Origin of the sequence: Streptomyces sp. 7N604, from assembly GCF_052245475.1 — a bacterium.
GTDB lineage: Bacteria > Actinomycetota > Actinomycetes > Streptomycetales > Streptomycetaceae > Streptomyces.
Window position 1 is genome coordinate 20,175 of record NZ_JBQQBX010000029.1, and the last position, 18,554, is coordinate 38,728.

12 protein-coding genes are annotated in these 18,554 nt (G+C 69.6%); 6 read left to right on the plus strand and 6 right to left on the minus strand.

The window, feature by feature from the left end:
* Positions 1–498: 498 nt before the first annotated feature.
* Complete coding sequence (locus tag ACTWP8_RS28580) at positions 499–3,291, minus strand: AAA family ATPase (protein WP_443324981.1); 2,793 nt, start codon at positions 3,289–3,291, stop codon at positions 499–501.
* Between the two features lie 731 nt (positions 3,292–4,022).
* Between ACTWP8_RS28580 and ACTWP8_RS28585 the strand changes: the two genes are divergently transcribed.
* The 3 genes from ACTWP8_RS28585 to ACTWP8_RS28595 all read left to right on the plus strand — a co-directional run bounded on the left by ACTWP8_RS28585 (position 4,023) and on the right by ACTWP8_RS28595 (position 7,776).
* Positions 4,023–4,571 (plus strand): dinucleotide-binding protein, encoded by a 549-nt coding sequence (locus ACTWP8_RS28585; RefSeq protein WP_443324982.1) that lies wholly within the window; start codon positions 4,023–4,025, stop codon positions 4,569–4,571.
* Positions 4,572–4,916: 345 nt separating this feature from the next.
* Positions 4,917–6,356 carry a hypothetical protein gene (locus ACTWP8_RS28590; protein WP_443324983.1) on the plus strand — a complete coding sequence of 480 codons (1,440 nt, stop codon included), beginning with the start codon at positions 4,917–4,919 and terminating at the stop codon, positions 6,354–6,356.
* Positions 6,357–6,477: 121 nt separating this feature from the next.
* Positions 6,478–7,776, plus strand: a complete 1,299-nt coding sequence (locus ACTWP8_RS28595; RefSeq protein WP_443324984.1) for an RICIN domain-containing protein — start codon at positions 6,478–6,480, stop codon at positions 7,774–7,776.
* A 78-nt stretch (positions 7,777–7,854) separates the two neighbouring features.
* Here the strand turns inward: ACTWP8_RS28595 and ACTWP8_RS28600 are convergent, their stop codons facing one another.
* Positions 7,855–9,177, minus strand: a complete 1,323-nt coding sequence (locus tag ACTWP8_RS28600; protein WP_443324985.1) for a hypothetical protein — start codon at positions 9,175–9,177, stop codon at positions 7,855–7,857.
* 47 nt (positions 9,178–9,224) lie between these two features.
* Positions 9,225–9,653, minus strand: a complete 429-nt coding sequence (locus ACTWP8_RS28605; protein ID WP_443324986.1) for a DUF4913 domain-containing protein — start codon at positions 9,651–9,653, stop codon at positions 9,225–9,227.
* A gap of 172 nt (positions 9,654–9,825) precedes the next feature.
* Here ACTWP8_RS28605 and ACTWP8_RS28610 point away from each other — a divergent pair, with 172 nt between their 5' ends.
* The 3 genes from ACTWP8_RS28610 to ACTWP8_RS28620 all read left to right on the plus strand — a co-directional run bounded on the left by ACTWP8_RS28610 (position 9,826) and on the right by ACTWP8_RS28620 (position 13,575).
* A complete protein-coding gene (locus ACTWP8_RS28610; protein ID WP_443324987.1) occupies positions 9,826–11,010 on the plus strand; it encodes a hypothetical protein in 1,185 nt (394 codons plus the stop codon).
* A gap of 212 nt (positions 11,011–11,222) precedes the next feature.
* A complete protein-coding gene (locus ACTWP8_RS28615) occupies positions 11,223–12,368 on the plus strand; it encodes a DUF418 domain-containing protein (protein ID WP_443324988.1) in 1,146 nt (381 codons plus the stop codon).
* A 52-nt stretch (positions 12,369–12,420) separates the two neighbouring features.
* Positions 12,421–13,575: a hypothetical protein gene (locus ACTWP8_RS28620; RefSeq protein ID WP_443324989.1), complete on the plus strand. Its 1,155-nt coding sequence runs from the start codon at positions 12,421–12,423 to the stop codon at positions 13,573–13,575.
* Positions 13,576–13,669: 94 nt separating this feature from the next.
* On the opposite strand, the gene ACTWP8_RS28625 is transcribed toward ACTWP8_RS28620, so the two are convergent.
* From ACTWP8_RS28625 to ACTWP8_RS28635, 3 genes are all read right to left on the minus strand, one after another.
* Entirely contained in the window at positions 13,670–15,517 is a 1,848-nt protein-coding gene (locus ACTWP8_RS28625; RefSeq protein ID WP_443324990.1) for a type IV secretory system conjugative DNA transfer family protein, read from the minus strand.
* Entirely contained in the window at positions 15,514–16,983 is a 1,470-nt protein-coding gene (locus ACTWP8_RS28630; protein ID WP_443325059.1) for an ATP/GTP-binding protein, read from the minus strand. Before ACTWP8_RS28630 ends, ACTWP8_RS28625 begins: the two co-directional genes overlap by 4 nt.
* Before the next feature lie 71 nt (positions 16,984–17,054).
* A complete protein-coding gene (locus ACTWP8_RS28635; protein ID WP_443325060.1) occupies positions 17,055–18,548 on the minus strand; it encodes an SCO6880 family protein in 1,494 nt (497 codons plus the stop codon).
* Between the last annotated feature and the right edge of the window lie 6 nt (positions 18,549–18,554).

Sequence of the window (18,554 nt, forward strand, 5' to 3'; positions counted from 1 at the left end):
AGGATCACAAAGGGCACTGAGCTGTTGAGGAGTTGAAGATACGCTTCGGACGAGCCCCACCCCTCGAGCATCGGCGGCACCATTCCGGCAATGCGCACATTCCGCAACAGCGGTCGGCTCGCCGAGTGGTCCAGGGTGATCGTCAGACCTCTGCTGTTCAGTCGGCCCGGATTCCTGAAGTGAACGGTGGAGTTGGGCACGGGTTGCATCTATCGACCTTCCGTGTCTTCCGACCGCACCGCGATGTCTCGTGCACTGATGATCCTGTATGTCCCATGCTGTCAGCGGCCCGAGGAACCGTGGCGACTGATCGCGCGGGTCTTCCCCCTCTGCGCTGCGGTCGGTGAGGGTTCGAGCCGCCGGAATGGACGGTGGTGACGTCGGCCGCTGTCAGTGGAGCTTCGCGGTGCCACCGCCGTCGACCGGCAGGCCCGGGGCCGAAACTCTCAACTCTTGATGCCTGCTTGCATCGGCGAAAGTCGCCTACTGAACCCTCGTCTAACGCGCGGGGCTTGGGGCGCCCCGGGGTGGGGCGGCCGCGTCGAGCAGGGGCGACGACGCGTTTTCCGGCTGGTACAGGTCCTTCAACTGCCTGCGCGAGGTGACACCGAGTTTCTTGAAGATGCTGCGCAGGTGGGCATCGATCGTGCGCGGGCTCAGAAAGAGCCGGGTACCGATCTCCTTGCTCGTCGCACCCGTGGCCACGAGGCGAGCGATGGTGAGCTCGCGCGGAGTCAGCTGTTCCAGTTTGTCAGGGGTGCGCCGCCTGGCCTTCTCGCCTGTCGCGCGCAACTCGGCGGCGGCCCGGTCGGCGAACGCCTCGGCCCTCATCGAGTCGAACAGCTCGTGGGCACTGCGTAGGTGAGTGCGAGCCTCTCGTCGTCTGCCGTGTCTGCGCAGCCACTCGCCGTAGAGCAACTGTGCCCGGGCGTGCCAGGTGCGGTCGCGGCTGTCGCCGAGCCGCTTGATGGCCTCGTGGTAGTGAGCGTCGGCCCGGTCGTCCTCGGCGATGAGTGCAGCGGCGCACTGCTCGACGCCCTCGCCCCACTCGGTCCGGACCGTGGATGTACGAGTCCTGAGGGCCTGGTGGGCCGCGACCGCAGCATCACGTTCGCCGCACCGAACGGCCGCCTCGACCAGCTCGGCCAGCGCAAGGCCAGTGACGGCCGGGTCCCCATAGGCGCTCGCCGTCCGTGCGGCCGCCAGCGCGGCCGCGTATTCGGCTCTGCCGTTGTGGAGCAGGGCGGTCGCCCACATGCAGAAGGCGACCTGCAGCCCATCGCCGCGCTGGTTCGCCCCGTGCGCCATCGCACGGATCCGCTCGGCCGCCCCGGGCTCCGCGCGCAACGCCGTGAGCTGCGCGCAGGCGTATGTGAGCCGGGTCACGCCGGTCACCTCGACGAGCGCCTCCATCTCGCCCAGCGCCGACAGCGCGCCCGGAACATCGCCGGCCCGCACCGAAGCGCCGGCCAGCGTGGCCAGGCCGATGGGGAGTGCGAGGAGCGAGCCTGCGGCGCGCGCCGTCTCCACCTGCCGGGCGGCGATCCGCATGTACGCGTCCAAGTTCCACAGTTCCATGGCCAGCAGTGAGCCGAGCCACGGTCGGCGCACCCAGACGTCCGCGTCGGCATCGTCGATGATCGGCTCGAGCTTCGACACGCCCCTCTGGTAGTCGCCGGTGAACAAGTCCAGCACGGCGTCCAGCACCAGATCCACGGCACGCGGCGGCACAGGCGCAGGCGGCGCCGCGAGGGCCGCGCGAAGGGTGGTCATCATCCCGTCCCCGACCCGGCCGACGAGCATCCCCGCCTCGACCGCGTCCAGGTAGTACTCACGCGCCAGCGCGGGGTCGAGCTGTGCGACCCGTTCGGCCGCCCGGAGCAGCAACAGGGGAGCCTCACTGCCACGCTCCAGGCTGAACGCCATCTGGCCGCGCAACAGGTCGACTTGGGCTCGCTGACGCACGCTGAGGGGACTGTTCTCGACCGTGCTCAGGAGACTGACAGCGTTGTCCACCGCGCCGACTTCGAGTTTGGCCCGTGCTGCAGCGAGTGTCCGTGCGGCCCGTCGGCCCGGGTGCGCAGTGAGCGCGGCCGAGCGCTCCAGGAAGGCCGCCTCTGCCGCGATGCCCCCGCGGGCATGCGCACGATCCGCGGAGCGTACGAGTGCGTCGCCGATGTCCTCGTCCGGTCCTGGCGTCGCCTGCGCGCGGTGCCACGCTCTGCGGTCCGGGTCGTGGGCGGGATCGGTGGCTTCGGCGAGGGCATGGTGCGCCCGGCGCCGGTCCTCGATGGAGGCGGCTCGGTAGGCCGCCGATCGCACGAGCGGATGCCGGAAGTGGATGCGGGTGCCCAACTCGATGAGGCCGGCGGCTTCAGCGGGTGCCGCCGCCGTGGCCTCGATGTCCAGCACCTCGGCCGCTCGCCACAGCAGGGCCGGGTCCCCGGTCGGCTCGGCGGCCACGACCACCAGGAGCTCCTCGGTGCGGACCGGCAGGCTCTGAAGGCGCTCGCGGTAGCTGTTCTCGATCCTGCTCGGCACCGGCATGGTGTCGGGCAGCCCGAAGCCGCCCGCCAACTGCGCCGGTCCCATGCTCTTGGGCAGTTCGAGAAGTGCCAGCGGATTGCCGTGTGCCTCGGCGAGGATCCGCTCACGTACCCCCGCGTCCAGCGGAGCACGGAACTCCGAGGCCAGAAGCTCCCGGGCGGGTGCATCGGCCAGGCCCTCGACCCGTAGGGTCGCAAGTCCCGTGAACGCGTCCCCGGCCTCGTCACGGTGGGCGATGACCAGGACGATCGGTTCGGCCTCGATCCGCCGGGCGACGAAGCCGAGGGCCTGAGCCGATGCCTGGTCGAGCCACTGTGCGTCATCGATGACACAGAGGAGGGGTTGCTCCGCCGCGGTCTCGGCAAGCAGGTTCAGCACTCCAAGGCCCAGCCGGAACTGGTCCGGGACAGTGCCGCATGTCTGCCCGAATGCCACGGACAAGGCCTCGCGCTGCGGCTGTTGAAGATTATCCATCCTCTCCAGCATGGGTGCACAGAGCTGGTGCAGTGCCGCGAACGCGAACTCGGCCTCGAACTCGACGCCGGAGGCTTCCAGGGTCCGGAAGCCGGCCGACCGCTCCAGGAGTTGTTTCAACAGGGCGGTCTTTCCGATTCCCGTTTCCCCGAGCAGGACCAACGACCCTCCGCGCCCCTTACGGGCCAAGTCCAGGAGTCGGTCGAGCTCTTCAAGCTCCTTCGCCCGGCCGTGCAGTAGCGAGATACGTGAACAGCTGGCTATGTGCATGAGCGCATCTTAGGGACGGCCCAAATGGCCGCCCAACGATTTGCCGAGGGCGACCCGCCGACTGTGGGGAATACGACAACCCGCCTGTGTTCGCCTTTCACTTCGGCCTCGTGGGGCACCGGTCGGAGCCGAGAAGGCGGGCCCGGTCCATCGGCCAACCGCCGCGGGCTCCTGCGCTACACGATACGGGCCCTTACGCCACACGATACGGGCATTCCAACGGCCCAATCGGCTGCCCGTATGCGGCAGACAGAGTGGCGTATCCGCGCTGAACTGGGAACATTCAGCGGCCCCTTCGGGCAGAAGCGGTCATCGAGGCAAGCCAAACGGAGGTCGGGGCGGCGGTGGATTCCCCCTACGATGAGCAGGGGGCTCATCATGAGGTCGAGAAGCGGCTGTGAGAACGACGCGGCTACCGCCGCCGAGTTCCGAACGGGTTTCTGCTTCTGCTCGGCTACCGGGCCGGGGGCCAGTGCCGTCTGATCACGGACCGCCGCAGCAGTCTCCTCACCTCATTCTCCGGAGACCTGGCCATAGCGGAGCCCAGGAGATCGCCAAGGTTTCGGACCTGCCGGCCCGAATGCAGCGGTCGCCCGACGTCAAGGTCCAGGGCGCTTCTTGTCCTTCCGGTTCTCCTTCCGTCGGTTCCTGGTCTCCCCACAGGTTCGGAGCAGGCAGCTCGAACTGACCGTTGCCGGACGATCAGGACGGACGCAGACAGGAGCGCGACGATGGAGATCACCGTCATCGGGGGCGGGCGTGTCGGCACCGGGCTGGCGCGGCTGTGGAGGACAGCCGGACACGCCGTGACGGTCCTGAGCAGTGAAGGCGGTGACGCCGCTGGAGCGGACGTGGTCGTGGTGGCCGTACCCGCTCCTGCGGTCTTCGAGGCGCTGGGCAGGGTCTCGGGCCTGGCGGGACAGGTGACCGTCGACACCTGTAACGTCTTCGGCGGTCGTGATGAGGAGTTCCCTTCGCTCTCGCATCAGCTCAAGTCGATCATCGGCGGGCCGACGGCCAAGGCCTTCTCGACCAACTTCGCTGCCGATTACGACCGCGTCGGTGAACAGCTCGTCAGACCGAGCAACCTCTTCGCCGCCGAGCCGAAGGCGCGGGAGATCGCCGAACGGCTGAGCCACGACGCCGGCTACGACCCCGTCTTCGTCGGCGACCTCGACCCGGGCGCGCGGCTGCTCGAGGACAGCTTCGGGCTCACCCGGGCCCTCGCGCGCCAGTTCGGGCATTTCTTCTACCGTTACGCTCGCCCCGGAGCCCTTTGAGCAATGCCAAGCGGGGACACGTGCTGCCATTTCTGTTCGTGCGGCGGTGCCCAATGTACCGATGACGAAAATGACTTCGCAGTTCGGCGTTATGGGGCGTGGCATGTACGTAGATGCGGCCTCACGCGGGCCCGTGGTTTTCCAAACGTTTCCCGCGTGATCGAGCGTCAAGTCATCGGGCGCGAACCGGAGCGGTGATTGATAAGTGGTAAGTGGTGAGTGGCGAATGGGTGAGTGTTGAGAGATGAGAGGTGAGGGCTGGGTGAGTGACCGGACCAGGAATGTGGTGCCCCCGTTGTTCCCGCATGCATGCGATGTCGAGCTGCTGGGGGCGGGGGGCGCCCGGTGAGGCTCTGGGGCGAGAGGTCTTCGCGTCCCGCTGGTGGGACGCGCGGCAGTGGTGATGTCGCGGCAGCGAGCCTTGACGCCCACCCACGCGTCGGACTCGTCACCGACACGGTCGGGAGTCTGCTCCTCGTCCGTACCTCTCGCGACAGCCCGCCCGGCCCCGGTGATCTGGCCGAGCTGGCGCAAGTCCTGACGCAGAGCGATACCGGCACGGCGACCGTGGTCGTCGGGGTGGGCCGGAATGAGGTTTCCTCGCTCTGGGCGCGGCTGGGGGAGGACGTCCCTTCGCTGCGCGCCTCGGGCGCGAGGTCCGTACGGCTGGTCATGTCCGGGGCGGGAAGCGGAAGTCCGGACTCGCCCGCCGCGGCGTACGAGCTGGCCGACGCCTGGGAGATGGACGTCCTCGCTCCGGACGGGAACGTGGTGATTGTTCCCGGCGGAACACTTTTCGTCGCGGGATCCGGGGACGTGTCCCGCGGCTGGCGGCGTTTCACGCCGCGGGGAGAGTCGGTGTTCCTGGGGCCGCGCATGCCCGAGCCCTCCTGGCAGAGGGCCCTGGGCGCACTGCCCGCCCGCACCCGCGGCAGATGTGTGGTGGAACAGATACCGGCGGGGGTGCTGGTCCGGCCTCTTCAGGCGCCGGCGCCGGGCCCCGACGACCTCAGGGACGCGCTGCGGGTCGACCATCTCCGGCCGACCGTTCTGGTGGGCGTTCCCGGCGCGCCCGCCGTCCCCGCCGATGCCGTCGCCGAGGTCCTGTCCGCCCTGCCCGATGCGCTGCGCCCCAAGGTCCGCCTCGCTCCGGGGGCGGGCGTGGACCTGCTGCCTCTGGGACAGCAGGTCGCGAACCTGCTCGACATCGAGGTGGAGGTGCTGACCGGCCTCCCGATGGTCATCGAGGACGGGTCGCCGCACCGGGGGGCACCGGAAACGCCGGTGGTACTCGTCGGCGACGACGGCCGGTTGACCTGGCAGCCGTTCGTACAGGCGGTGGCTTGCCCGCCCGCTTCGGCGGCAGGGGGGCGGAGCGGTCCGCGCCTGCTGAGCTGGCACCCGCCGATGCCCGGCTGGGACGGCGCGGGGAACGGAGCCGTCCGGCTCATCGGCACCTGGCAAGCGTTCGTGACGCGAGCCGGGCTGAGCGTCGAGTCCGTGGGGCACGAGCGGCCCTCACTGGACGGACGCGCGGTGGACGCCGAGCGGATGGCCATCGAACTCGGCACGCCGGGCGCGCCGCTGGACGTCACGGTGCTCCCGGCCCTGGCCCTGCTCTTCGACGGGCTGGGGGCCGAACTGCTCAGCGGTGCGGTGATGTACGTGCGGGGTTCGTGCGACCACGACGTGGTTCGGGAACTGCGCACGCTCGCGGACCGCCACGGCGTGGCCCTGTCGGCGCCGGGTGCGCTCGCGGAGCCCGCGTCCAGGGGCAAGGGGTGAACCCCCGCGCCGTCAGAGCCGTTGCGGTGGCGAAGCCGGGTCCGTGCCATGGGCCCGGGGAGCAGGAGAGGCCGCCGCGGCCGCAGTGCGGCGATGCCCCGGGCCAGAAAGGCAGGAACCGATGTCCGACGAGCGCTCGTCACCCGATGACCCGCCGCGTAACCAGTCGGCGCCCGGCGGGCCCGAGGTAGCGCCTGCCGCGCGCCCGGTCCAGTTCCGCCGGCCCGTGTCGCTGCCCGCGGCGACGGCGAACGCCGGTGCCGCGCTCGCCGAAGGTCTGGGGACAGCGCAGCCGCAGGCCCCCGCCCCGGCTCCGGTGAGGCATGAACCGGTGGCCCCACCGCGGGCAGGGTCGCGCCCTTCCGGAGAACGACCCGGCGACGGCGGGACCACCCGCCCCCCGTCCGCGACGTCCGCGACCGCTTCCACAGGCGCGACCGCCTCCACCGGCGCGACCGACGCCACAGCCGCGACCGCGACCACAGCCGCATCCCCCTCCGCCGCCACCTCCACTTTCGCCTCCGGCGGCACTTCCACCCGGGCCAATCCGCTCCCGCTCCCCGGGTCGCCGGCCAGGTTCGGCGGGAAGGGCGGCTCCTCTCAGTCCGACGAGGAGTACTCCTCGACCGCGTTCTTCAAGAAGCCGTTGTTCGTCGCGGCGGCCGTCGCCGGGGCGGTGCTGATCGCGATTCCGATCATGGTCGCCGCCTCGGGGGGCGATGGCGGTGAGCAGAATGCTGCCGCATCGAAGGGCAATGCGCCGCAGACGCAGCTCCCGGACCGCCCTCACATCCCCACGCCTCCCAGCGTCCTGCCGTCCGCGTCGACCTCGGGCAAGCCGTCGTCCTCGCCCTCGCCCTCGCCCTCGGCTTCAGCACCCGGCGGAAAGCCGGAGCCGAGCAAGACGAAGGACAGCGGCTCGAAGCCCGGACGCGGCGGGACCCCCGTCATCGTGGAGGGAAACGTGCTGATCGAGAACAGGAAGACCGGTATGTGCGTGGACCTTCCCGGCGAGGGCAAGGGCAAGCTGGACGGCCCGGTCGTGCAGAACACCTGCGAGCGGTCGGGCAGCGACAACCAGCAGTGGACGGTGGACCTCAGTCAGAAAGGCGCCGGGCTACGCGGTGCCGACCTGTACCTGATCCGCAACAGTACGGACGGCCTCTGCCTGGACCTGGCCGGCTACGGTGCCCGTCCGGAGACCTCACCAGTGACCGAGTACCGCTGCGACGGCACGACCCGCGACAATCAGCTGTGGTGGTTCGACGAGCGGTCCAACGGGACGTACTGGATTCGCAACCACAAGAGCAGCAACCTGTGCCTCGATGTGCGGAGTGACAGGGAGCCTTCCGGAGCCCCGCTCACGATCTTCCCCTGCAACGACGCCGACGACCACCAATGGAGCATGGGGAGCGGCTGAGCCCGCCCTGAGACGGCTCCGCGCCGGCGGGCCGGCCGTCGTCAGCCCTTTCGTGACCGGCTACCGGCCGGTCACGCGTCAGCGACTCGGCCTCTGCTTCTGCTGGTTCGCTTTATGCGGTTGCGCGGGCGGCTGCGGCGCGTGCTCTCGCGTGCTGACCCGGCCGTGGGGCCGTATCCGGGCGGCGTCGGCGATCTGCGCTTGCGCCTGCGCCTGGCTGCACGCGCTCCGCTGGGACTCGGCGAACTTGATCAGGTTGCTCATGCCCTGGTCGACCGCGCTCCGGGTGCGCCGCGTCCCGGGCTGCGACACCACGTCCGACTCAGTGGTGCTGTCCCTGGATGGGGGTTGAGCCCAGACCAGGACCGGGTTCTCGTAGTCGGGGCCGAACTCCACCAGCGGCTCCCCGCCCACCTGGTGGCTCTTCACGATCTTGTCGTAGATCTGCTCGCTGAACGGAGACCGCGGTGGGGGCCAGTACATGTGTGCGCCGTGCATCGTGGCTGTGTTCGACTCGATCATGTGGTCCATCAGCGCGTCGTACGTCCCCGGACTCAACGGCGAGCCGGCCGGTGTCAGCAGATTGAAGAGGTCTTCGTCGCCGGTGATCGGTCGACGAACACCGTCGCCGTCCAAGCCGTGGACCAGACCCTCTTCCACGAAGAACTTGCCCTCCGCGGCGAGCTTCTCCATCACCGGTGCCAGCGTCTCGAACTCCTGTGACCGTTGCTTGTGCCGCGCCTTGATCTCCTCCCACAGGTGTGCGTTCGCGTCCGGCACATCCTCCTGTCCGGGCATCACCGGTCTGAAATAACCGACCAGCCCGATATTTTTCGGATCAGCCCCCAGATACACGTCAATCGGGCTGATCGTCTTCGCCTTGATGTCCTTCGGCTTCGGCAGTGCACCCTGTGCCCGCCACTTCGGCGCCTCCACGTTCGTGGGCCGCACCGAAATCCGCAGTCCGCGCTCCTTCGCTACGTGTCTGTAATGCCGGTAACTCTGCTCCTGCATACCGAACTCGGACTGTGCCGCCGTTGCTGAGACAGTGGCACCTCTGAGATACGCATCCGTCTTCTGGACGGTCGCTCCGGTGCGCGGGTCGATCTTCTGCTCCGTGACGGCGTGCACACTGATGCCGGGGAGTTCCACTGGGGAGTCGGCAACGGCTCTGCGGATTTCCTGCAGTCTGGTGGTCAGTTTCGCCCAGACCTCCGGATCGTAGGAAAAGGCGCGCAGGTCGTCGGGGGAATCCTGCCCGGCTCCCTGGAAGCCGTTCTCCTCAGTGCGTGAGACCCAGTCACCTATAATGATCTTGACGGCTTTCCGGGCCCTTGGAGTTGACGCTGTCACCGCCTTGTTCCCTTCGTGCGAGGCAGATTCCGATTGGTCCGTGGACACACCCCGCGTTTGTGGGCGTGTGGGCGTGTGGGCGTGGTCAGCCGTCGTCAGCCGTCGTACGTGTCCGTCTGGGGAAGTTCCTTGGCGCGGTGCGCCCCCGGCTTGCAGCCGGCGAACGGGCCGGAGGGGTCTCTCAGCGCGGCCATGACATGCGTGAGGTAGTCCCGGTGCCAGACGGCGGGACCCGTCAGTCCGGCCGCCGGGTCGGTGAGTTCCTGCCAGGCCATCCACAGCCCGTAGAGCTGGGCCACGGCCTCCTCGTGCTCCCACCACCGGGGGCACCACGGGGCCGCAGACGTGGTCTCCCTGCCATAGACCGGGATCAGCAGATGGTGCACCCACAGCGTCAGGCTGCGCAGCGCCCGCTCCTGCTGGGGACCCTGCAGATAGAGGATGAACTGCGGCTCCTGCTGCTGGGACGCCGCATCCGGCTCGGCTGTTCCCTTCGGCTCGATGGTCTCGGGGGCACTGGTCATGGGCTCGCTCCTTGCCGGTCGGCGCAGTCCTGGTCGGTACTGGCACTACGGGAGGGCGGCGCCAGGAGTTCAGCGCTCGCGGGGCCGTTGTGGAGAGAGCGTTGAACCCGAGGGGGCCGACATACGTCGTGGGGTTGCGGACACAGCCCCAGCACAGACGGAGGAGAGTTCCATGCCGGAAATTCATACGTACTGGATCGGCGGCTCGCCGCCCGACTGGGCAAAACAGGGACTGCGCAACATTCAGCAGCAGTTTCCGAACGAGGAGCGCAACCTGTGGGTGCTGCCCAGCAGGATCGGCCCGAAGAACACCGGTGACGAAACCATGCGGCAGTTGAGGGAAGCGGCGGCCGAGACCGGTTTCCAGGTCCACAACGTCTGGGACAACCTCGACCAATTCGCGGCGAACATGTCGCGATACAACGGCGACACCCTGCGGGACATCATCAAGTGGGAGATGGCCGACAAGGGCGAGATCTCGGTCAAGGACCTGACGAACTTCATGGTCCTGGGCGAGAGGGGAGGCCTCGCACTGGACCTCTCCACCTATCCGACCACGTCTGCGGTCGGCAACCTGCAGTCCCTGGACAAGGCGGAGTTCAAGGTCCCCATGCTCGCCGACGACGGGATCGTTCGGGTGATCGGCAATCCGTCGTACGACAACTGGGGCAGTAACGCCGAGAATCAGGCCGAACCCCATGACCTCCCGCATCTTGACGTGTGGGCCATGTACGCCCGTCCCGGCGAAGAAAGCAAGGGCCGGGAGGTCATGCAGGGTGCAGCCGAGAAGATGGTCGGCAACTACGCGGATCTGGTGAACAAAGGAATCCGGAGCGGAGCGATCAGCACGCGTCCCGGACCGGATGGGGAATACAAGCGGGAACGGTTCATGCTCGCTGTGGTGGACCCGGATTCCGAACTGGGAGTCAAGTGGAGCCCCGGTGAGGAGTACCGCAAGCACATCATCGGTCAGTTCGCCATGTCCTCGCTCTACGACTCGATCCACGGCGTCTATGGCCAACCCAAGACGCCCACACACCAGTCCGAGATGGCTCGCTTCGAGGTCCCCAGGGACACCTGGGCCAACATCACCTGGCGCACCGACCGCGCTGCGGATAACCGGGTGGTGGTTCCGGAGCTGGGTATCACGAAGCAGTACCAGAACAGCTGGCGCCAGACCAACACCGATGCGGTCACCCGCGCCATGGTGTCCAATATGAAGCTGCCCGGCGAGCACAGCCCTCCGGGCGTCAGGACTCCTCCTCCCGGCGAGAGCAGCAAGTCCTCCCCGACCCACTCGACCGCGACGACCCCGCCCTCCACGTCCCCGGGCCGCGGTAGCCCGGCCTCCAGGTAGGACTTCGGACTCTGCGTTGACATGGGCCCCGGACCCGGTCCGGGGCCCATCGCGGCTGACCGGCTTCCCCGCCCGGCGGATCGTTCACCGCCCCGTACGCGTCGCGACTCGGATTTGCGAGGGTCCTTTTGACGGCAACGGAAAGCATCGTCCCCGTAGTCGGAACAGACGGGGTCTCGCGGCGTGTCCGCGAGCTCGACGTCCTGCGAGGGATGGCGCTGCTCGGCATCCTCCTGGTCAACGTCCAGGTCATGGCCGGACCCTACGGCAGCTCCGGCGGTGACCCGTCCGCCTCGCCAGTGGACCGGGCGGCCACATGGATGATCACCGTCCTGGTCGCCATGAAGTTCTACCCGCTCTTCTCCTTCCTCTTCGGCTACAGCTTCACCCTGCAGATGAGCGCGGCAGAGCGTGACCGGGCCGCCTTCGCGCATCGGCATCTCCGCCGCCTGACCGGTCTCTTCCTCCTCGGACTCGCTCACGCGGTGCTGCTGTACGTGGGTGACATCCTGATGGCCTACGCGGTGCTGGGACTCGTACTGCTGGCAGTTCGCAACGCCGCGCCCCGCACCGCGGTACGGGCCGCGCTCTGCCTCATCGCCGTTCTGAGCACAGCGTTCCTCGGCGTCGGTTTACTCGTCCTCGCCGGCGAACAGACGCCGACGGGGGACCTCATGACCGAGGCCGCGCAGAACGTGGCGGCGTACCGGGGCGATCCGGTCGCGGTGATCCACGCCAACGTGGAGCTGTTGCCCCAGACGCTGAGGGCAACGCTCATCATGGCCGCCGACCTGATGGCGGCATTCCTGATCGGCCTCGCCGCGGGCAAGCGCGAGGTGCTCGCCGGGGCGGATCGGTACCGCGGGTCGATGGTGCGGATCGCGACCTACGGCCTCGCTGTCGGGCTGCCGGGAAGCGTGTTCATGGCGGTCTGCCTCGACGGCTCCACGGATGACCGGTGGTCCTACATCGGTACGGCCGTCGGGGTGCTCACCGCCCCGGCGCTGACCTCCGCGTACGCCTGCGGGCTCCTGCTCTTCCTGAACACGGCGCGAGGCCGGTGGGTCGGCGGCACGCTCGCCCCCGCGGGCAGGATGGCACTCACCAACTACCTCACCCAGTCGCTGGTGATGGCGTTCGTCTTCACCGGCTATGGCCTCGCTCTGTACGACCGCGTCGGCACGGCGGCCGTGCTGGCCGGTTGTGTCGTCTTCTACGCGATCCAACTCGCCCTCAGCGCCTGGCTGATGCGCCGATTCCGGTACGGCCCCGTCGAATGGCTCCTGCGCGCCATCACCCTGGCCCGCATTCCCCCGCGCCGCGACGCCGCGGGCGCCGTGGACGCGATGCGGGCCTGAAACGTGCGGCTCAGGCGCAGCACTATCGAACCTTCCCGACTCCGTTTGCGTAGTGCTGACATCGGACACCTGCCGGAGCAATCAGGAGGAGGACCTCGTGCCCCCAACGTCACCCGGAGAGCGGCTCGACTGGACCCAGGCCAACAGCGAACTCGTGACGGCCGTTCGGGATGTGATCAACCGGGATCTGGAGAGGTCCGGCCTGGGGCAGCGCGAAAAGGAATCGCTGCAGGCCTATGTCCGGGATCTGACAGCGCCGCACCTGGCGGGCCCCACTCCTGGGCGGCGCGGGCAGCAGGAATCCGCAGGGAAACAGCCCGGCCGCTCGTCGTTCTCCACAGTGGGTGAAGGGATCCGGTCCATCGGCCGGATGCTGAAAGGGAGAAGGGCCGAGCAGCAGCCTGAGGACACCTCCGTCTCAGGCGTCCTGCGCGAAGCCGTGCTGCAGGAATCCGGGGAAGAGACGGCGAAGCGGGACCGGACGGAGAGAGACCAGGTGATCACCGTCGCCGCCGCCCACTTGGTCAACGACATCCTCAACAGCAACACGACTCTCCAGAAAGCGCTGGCCGATGACAGAAATGAAAGCCAGGCCCTGCTCCGCGCCGGCGGCTTGATGCCCCCGCTCACGAGCTCTCGCTTGAACGGTGCCGGCGTCGGTGCTGCGTTGGACGGCCCTTCTCCTCACGAGCCGCTTCCGTACGGAGAACTCGTCGAGAGAGGGGTGCGTTCGGAGTCCGGCGTACATGCCGGTGCCGGGTTGAACACTGGATCTGATATGCCGCAGTCCGTCAACGGCGCGTTCGAGATTTTCCGGTCGGACTACTCCGAGCAGGATCGGTCGGTCTCGCGCAGCGTCCCGGATGCGCCGCAGAGCGGCGTCCAGCGAGTGGGTGGTCCCGGTCCTCATGTGCCGCCGTTCCACAACGACGAGGCGCCCCCTGTGCCGCCGAAGGTCCCCCACGGCTCCAGCGCCGACGGACCCAGCAGCGCTACACCGGCTTCCGGTCTTCCGACCGAATCTCCCCGAGAGGCTCGGGCGAGGGCGGCGGCTTTGAGAGTCGAGGAAGCGAAGTCGGAGCCCGTTCCACCCTTGCCCCATGCTTACCGACGTGACAGCAAGGCACCGGCACTGGCCCCCGCGCTGCCACCGCGCCCCGCGTCACCGCAGGGCTCCCAAGCCGGGGGACAAGGACGAGGACGGTGACAGCCGACCGTGGTGGTATCAGCGCAGGGAAGAGGGGCCCGAGGAGAACTCGGGCCCCTCTCGTATGCGCGGCCGGTGCGGTGAGCGGTGGCCTCTACCTGGCGTTCTGCTCCACCCAGTCGACCGCTTCGGTGTAGACCCCGCCCCCCGTCGGGCCACCGGGGTCACCGGTCCGCTCCGTTGCTGCCCACTCCCATGCCTTCGCCGCCCGCTCCGTGATCGCCGCCACCTCGGCCTTGGCCGCCGCGGAGATCGGGCCCGCGTTCGGCTCCTTGTACCAGGGGCGGAGCCGGATGAGCGCGGGCCGTACACCCGTGGCGAGCAGCAGGGCGGTGCCCTTGGGGAGAGCACGGATCTTGTCCGGCGGCAGCACCTGGTCCTGGCGGTAGGAGATGGACCGGGACGTCCCGTCCTTGCTCTTGGAGGTGCTCGGCGTCTTGACGTCGTGCTGGCCGACCAGCTTGGAGATCTTCTCCACGAAGTCCGCGTCGTCGAGGCCCGCTCCCAGCAGTTTGATCGTCGCCGCGCTCCACAGCGCGTCCATACCCGCCTCGCCCCACACCCGGCTGCCCTGACGGTAGCTCTGCAGCAGGGTGACGACGTTGATGCCCCGGGAGCCGAAGTGGCTGTAAAGATCGGGCAGATCGGAGATGCGGCAGACGTTGGCCGCCTCGTCGAGGACCGCCGTCATCGGCGGGTCGAGCCGGCCTCCCATGCGCTCGGCCGCAACCACCCCCGCGCGCATCGTCGCGTCCGCGATACCGGCGATGACGCCCGCCGCCGAGCCGCCGCCGTCCTTGGACAGCAGGTACAGCGTGTCCCGTCCGAGCACGTGCTCGTGCGGCTTGAACTGCAGCAGGTGGGGATCGCGGGTCACCCAGGCGACGATCTGCGGATCCAGCAGGCAGGCCACGCACTGCCGCGCGGTCTCGTAGATGCCGTCGCGGGTCTCGACGGCACCGCGCACCGTTCCCTGCAACTGCTCGGCCAGCGCTGTCATACCGGCGTCGCGCAGCAGGTCGATCGGCGTACGGTCCGCGGGGTCGGCGAGCCAGGCCAGGAGGTCGACGACCGACGCCTTGCCGCGTGCGGCGGCGTGGAACAGGGCCGTCAGGGTGTTCTGCGCGGCCGAGATCCAGAAGTCCTTCTGGGACGAGTCGTCGTTGACCGACGCCACGAAGTGCCCGGCGAGCCTGCGGGCGCCCTCGATCGTGACGCACTCGGCGAGCATGTCCCACCACATCGCCCGGGGCGTGTGCGCGATGCCCTGCGGGTCGAACGTCCAAACCGTGCCGGCCTTTTCGCGCTCGGCCCGGGTCACCGCGTAGACGTCCGACTTGTTGGAAGTCAGCAGGACCGCGCCGCGCGCCCGCAGGACCCGGGGGATCGCGATGCCCGTCGACTTGCCCGCACGGGGGGCCATCAGGTCGAGTTCCACGTCCTCGTACGAGGAGCGCAGCTCGGGCCCGCCCGGTTCGAGGTCGCCGAGGAGGTTGCCGGTCTCGTCGGGGTCCAGATGGTCCATGCCCTTGAGCGAGGGCCGCAGTTCGCGGGCCCGTGCCGCGATGCCCTTGGGGGCGAGGGCGGCCATCTCGCGCCGTCCGGCGAGCCCCTTGGGCCGGGAGAGGTGTTTCCGCACCCTTCGCAGGAGCACGACGGCCAGTGCGGCGAACGCGCCGAATACCCCCGCGATGCCGGCGAACACGGCGGCGGGCGACGCCCCCGGCCACAGTGCGCCCGGACCCTTCGTGCCCAGGGAACCGAACGTGCTCAAGGTGAACGGCGGCGGGTGCCAGCCCGCGCCGGACAGCGCGGCGCCGAGCGTCCCGCCGAACCAGACACCGCCGAACACCACCGAGGCCACTGCGGCCACGGCCACGATCGCCCACGGCGCCAGGTCGCTTCCGTACATCCGTGCCGTGGCTCCACCCGGCGCGCTCATGCGGACCACCTGCTCTCCGGCTCCGGCTCGGGCACCTGCTCGTTCGGGGTCCAGCGGGTGTTGGTGTTGTGCAGCTCGCGCTCGGTGTCGGTGATGGCGACCTTGATCGGGATACCGGGCCGGCCACCCACCTTGATGAGGAAGCGGCCCCGGCCGGGCGGTTCCTCGTGTTCTCCGCCCGCTCCCCAGCCCGGTGGCGAGGACCAGGAGGAGACGAGGTCGATCTCCCGCTGGGACAGGCCCACGACGCGGCCCAGTTCCTGCATCTCGGCGCGCGGCAGCCCCGCGCAGACGACCATGCCCGCGCGTTCGACGAAGCCCCGCGCCTTGGCCCGGTCGGCGTCGGTGCCCAGGGCCTCCGCGTCCTTCAGGGTGTGCGTGATCTTGGCGTCGCCGAGGCCGAGCGAGCGGTTGAGGCGGGTGAGCGCGTCGATCCGGTCGACGATGCCCGAGGCCGAGCGCAGCGGTCGCCACAACTCGTCCAGCACGGTGAAGAACCAGCGCCGGGGCGTCAGCCCGGCGTCGGCCAGGGCGTGCGACGCCGCGACCGTGCCGAGGCCGTCGGACCATGCCGCCAGCATCGCCGCGGCGGTCAGTTGGGTGTCCGCCTCCCCGATCCGGGAGATGTCGATGCACACCGCGGGTGCGCCGGGATCGATCCGGGTCGAGGTCTCCGAGGCGAACGTGCCGCCGAGCGGCCCGTCGAGGATGCCCAGCAGCGAGCGGTGCAGCGGATCGACGGCATCCCGGTAGCGGGTGTCCTCCCCCCGGTCCAGGGTCACGGCGCGGACCCGGTCGGGACCTTCGCTCAGGACGGCCAGCAAGTCGGGCAGCAGGGGCGCCCGGCCCGGCGCGGTGCGCTCGCGCAGGTGGTGGAGCGCCGCGGACAGCACGGACTGCTCGTGGTCGTCCATGGGGCGGCCGCGGACGATCGTGATCAGCGCGGCCACCATGTTGAGGACCCGGCCGTGCGTCTCGGCCATCAGCACCTGGCCCGCCTCCCCGCCGATCCGGGCGGCGGCCGCGCCCATCGCGCCGGGGTCGAGCACGTTGATGCCGCCGACACCGCGCCCGACGGGGATCACCTGGCCGCCCAGCGCGCGCACCGTGTCCGCGTAGTCCGGCTTGAGGTCGCCGAGGACCAGCGGGACGACTCCGGTGGCGGACAGGCCGATGAGCATCCGGTTGACCAGGGTGGACTTGCCCAGGCCCGGCATGCCGAGCATGAACAGCGACGGGTTGGAAATGTACCGGGCACGGGTGAACCACGAGAGCGGGTCGCCGCACACGGTGGCCCCGGTGAAGATGTGCTGTCCCAGCGGCACGCCGGTCATCGGCGCGCCGGAGCCTGCCGCGAACGGCCACAGCCCGCACGCCTGGACGGTCGTCGCCCGCCACATCGTGGGCGGGTCCACGCTGCCGATCTGCCCGCCGCCGGGCCCCGGGTACCCGCGTATCGGCGCCATCCGCTCCCTGGGCTGCGCCTTGGACTTGGACTTGGACGTGGAGGTGGACTTGGCGCTCTTCTTGCCCGGGCTCACAGCGCCTCCTGCAGCTCGTGCGGGACCAGCATGTACTCCCACGGCAGGACCCCGACGGGGAGCGAGCACGTGAAGGCCGCCGCCTGCATCCGGTCGGCCGGGCGCAGCGACATCCGCGCCGCGGCCTGGAGGTTGCGCACGGTCACGGTAGCGTCCGCCAGTTCGTCGGCGGAGTCGACCGTGACCGTGAGCATCAGGGAGAACTCCACCAGGCCGGCCCCGGCCGCCTCCTCCGCCGCGGTCTGCTCGGCCGCGGCCATCTCCGAGGCGGCGCGTGCCTGCACCATGCCGCGCCCGGAGGTGGCCATGAACTGGGCGCTCCGGCGGTCGGCTTCGACGATGCGTGCCGAGGTCCCCGGGTCGATGGGCCGGTAGAGCAGGGTGACCCGCTTACGGCGGGTGCCGGGTGAGGCCTCCAGCATGCCGCGCAGCACGCTGGACCGCACCGTGCCGCGCGGCGCGAGCGTCAGCAGCCAGGTCCGGGAGATCCCCGAGTCGTGCTGGTAGGCGTTGACCGTCTCCACGGCCGCCGCGGGTCCTGCGTCGTCCCACTCGAGGCCGGTGCCGCCGTGCTGGGCCTGCGCGTCGAGGACCTCCGCGGCGACCGCCGGGTCGTAGGCCACCCGTACGACCTCGGCGATGCGCTCCGCCGACAGCGGGGCGGCGGATCCGCCTCCTGCCCCGACCAGTCCGGAGAGCAGGCCGGGAATGCGGATCGCCAGGTCGGCCAGCAGCTCGTCCTGCTTGCGTTTCTGGCCCCCCGGGGAGCCGTAGGTGAGCGCGATGTACGTGTGCATCTCGGAGGACGCGGACGGGTAGCGCTCCACCACCTCCTCCATCACGGCGCGTGCGGCGGGCGGAGCGTCGGGCTGGATGCGCGGCAGTACCTCATGGGCCAGCCGGGTCCCCGTATCGGGGGCGGTCTCGACGCTGACGGTGGCGCCGCGCAGCCCGGGCTCGTGCGACAGGCGGGACAGCCACTCGCCCCACGAGGCCACCCAGACGTCCAGTTGGTCGGGGTCGACCAGCGATCCGCCGTCGGGTTCGCAGCCGAGCACGATGGTGTACAGGTTGCGGCCCTTGTGGTGCAGCACGCCGAACGGACGGTCGTACGGGTCCCTGCCCTCGAGCATGGTCACCCGGCTGAGCAGGCCCGGTGGGCGGAACCTCCCGTCGGCCCGCCGTGACAGCGGCCCGGAGACGTAGGTGTGCGAGCCCTTGGCCTTGCGGCGGAACCATCCGATGCGCAGCGCGAGCAACTGGTAGACGTTGCGCCCATCCTGGGTCCGCACCGCCAGCGGGGTCAGGAACAGGACCAGGGGGACGAGCACGACCGCGGCGGCGATCAGCGAGATCAGCGACGCCAGCAGCGTGAGGACGAGCCCGCCGAACGCGCCGAAGGTACCGATCAGACCCAGTGGGCCGAGGCCCGCTCGTCTGGGCCGGCGCCAGTTCCCGTACGTGGGGTGGCTCACGGCTTCGGAAGACATGGTGGT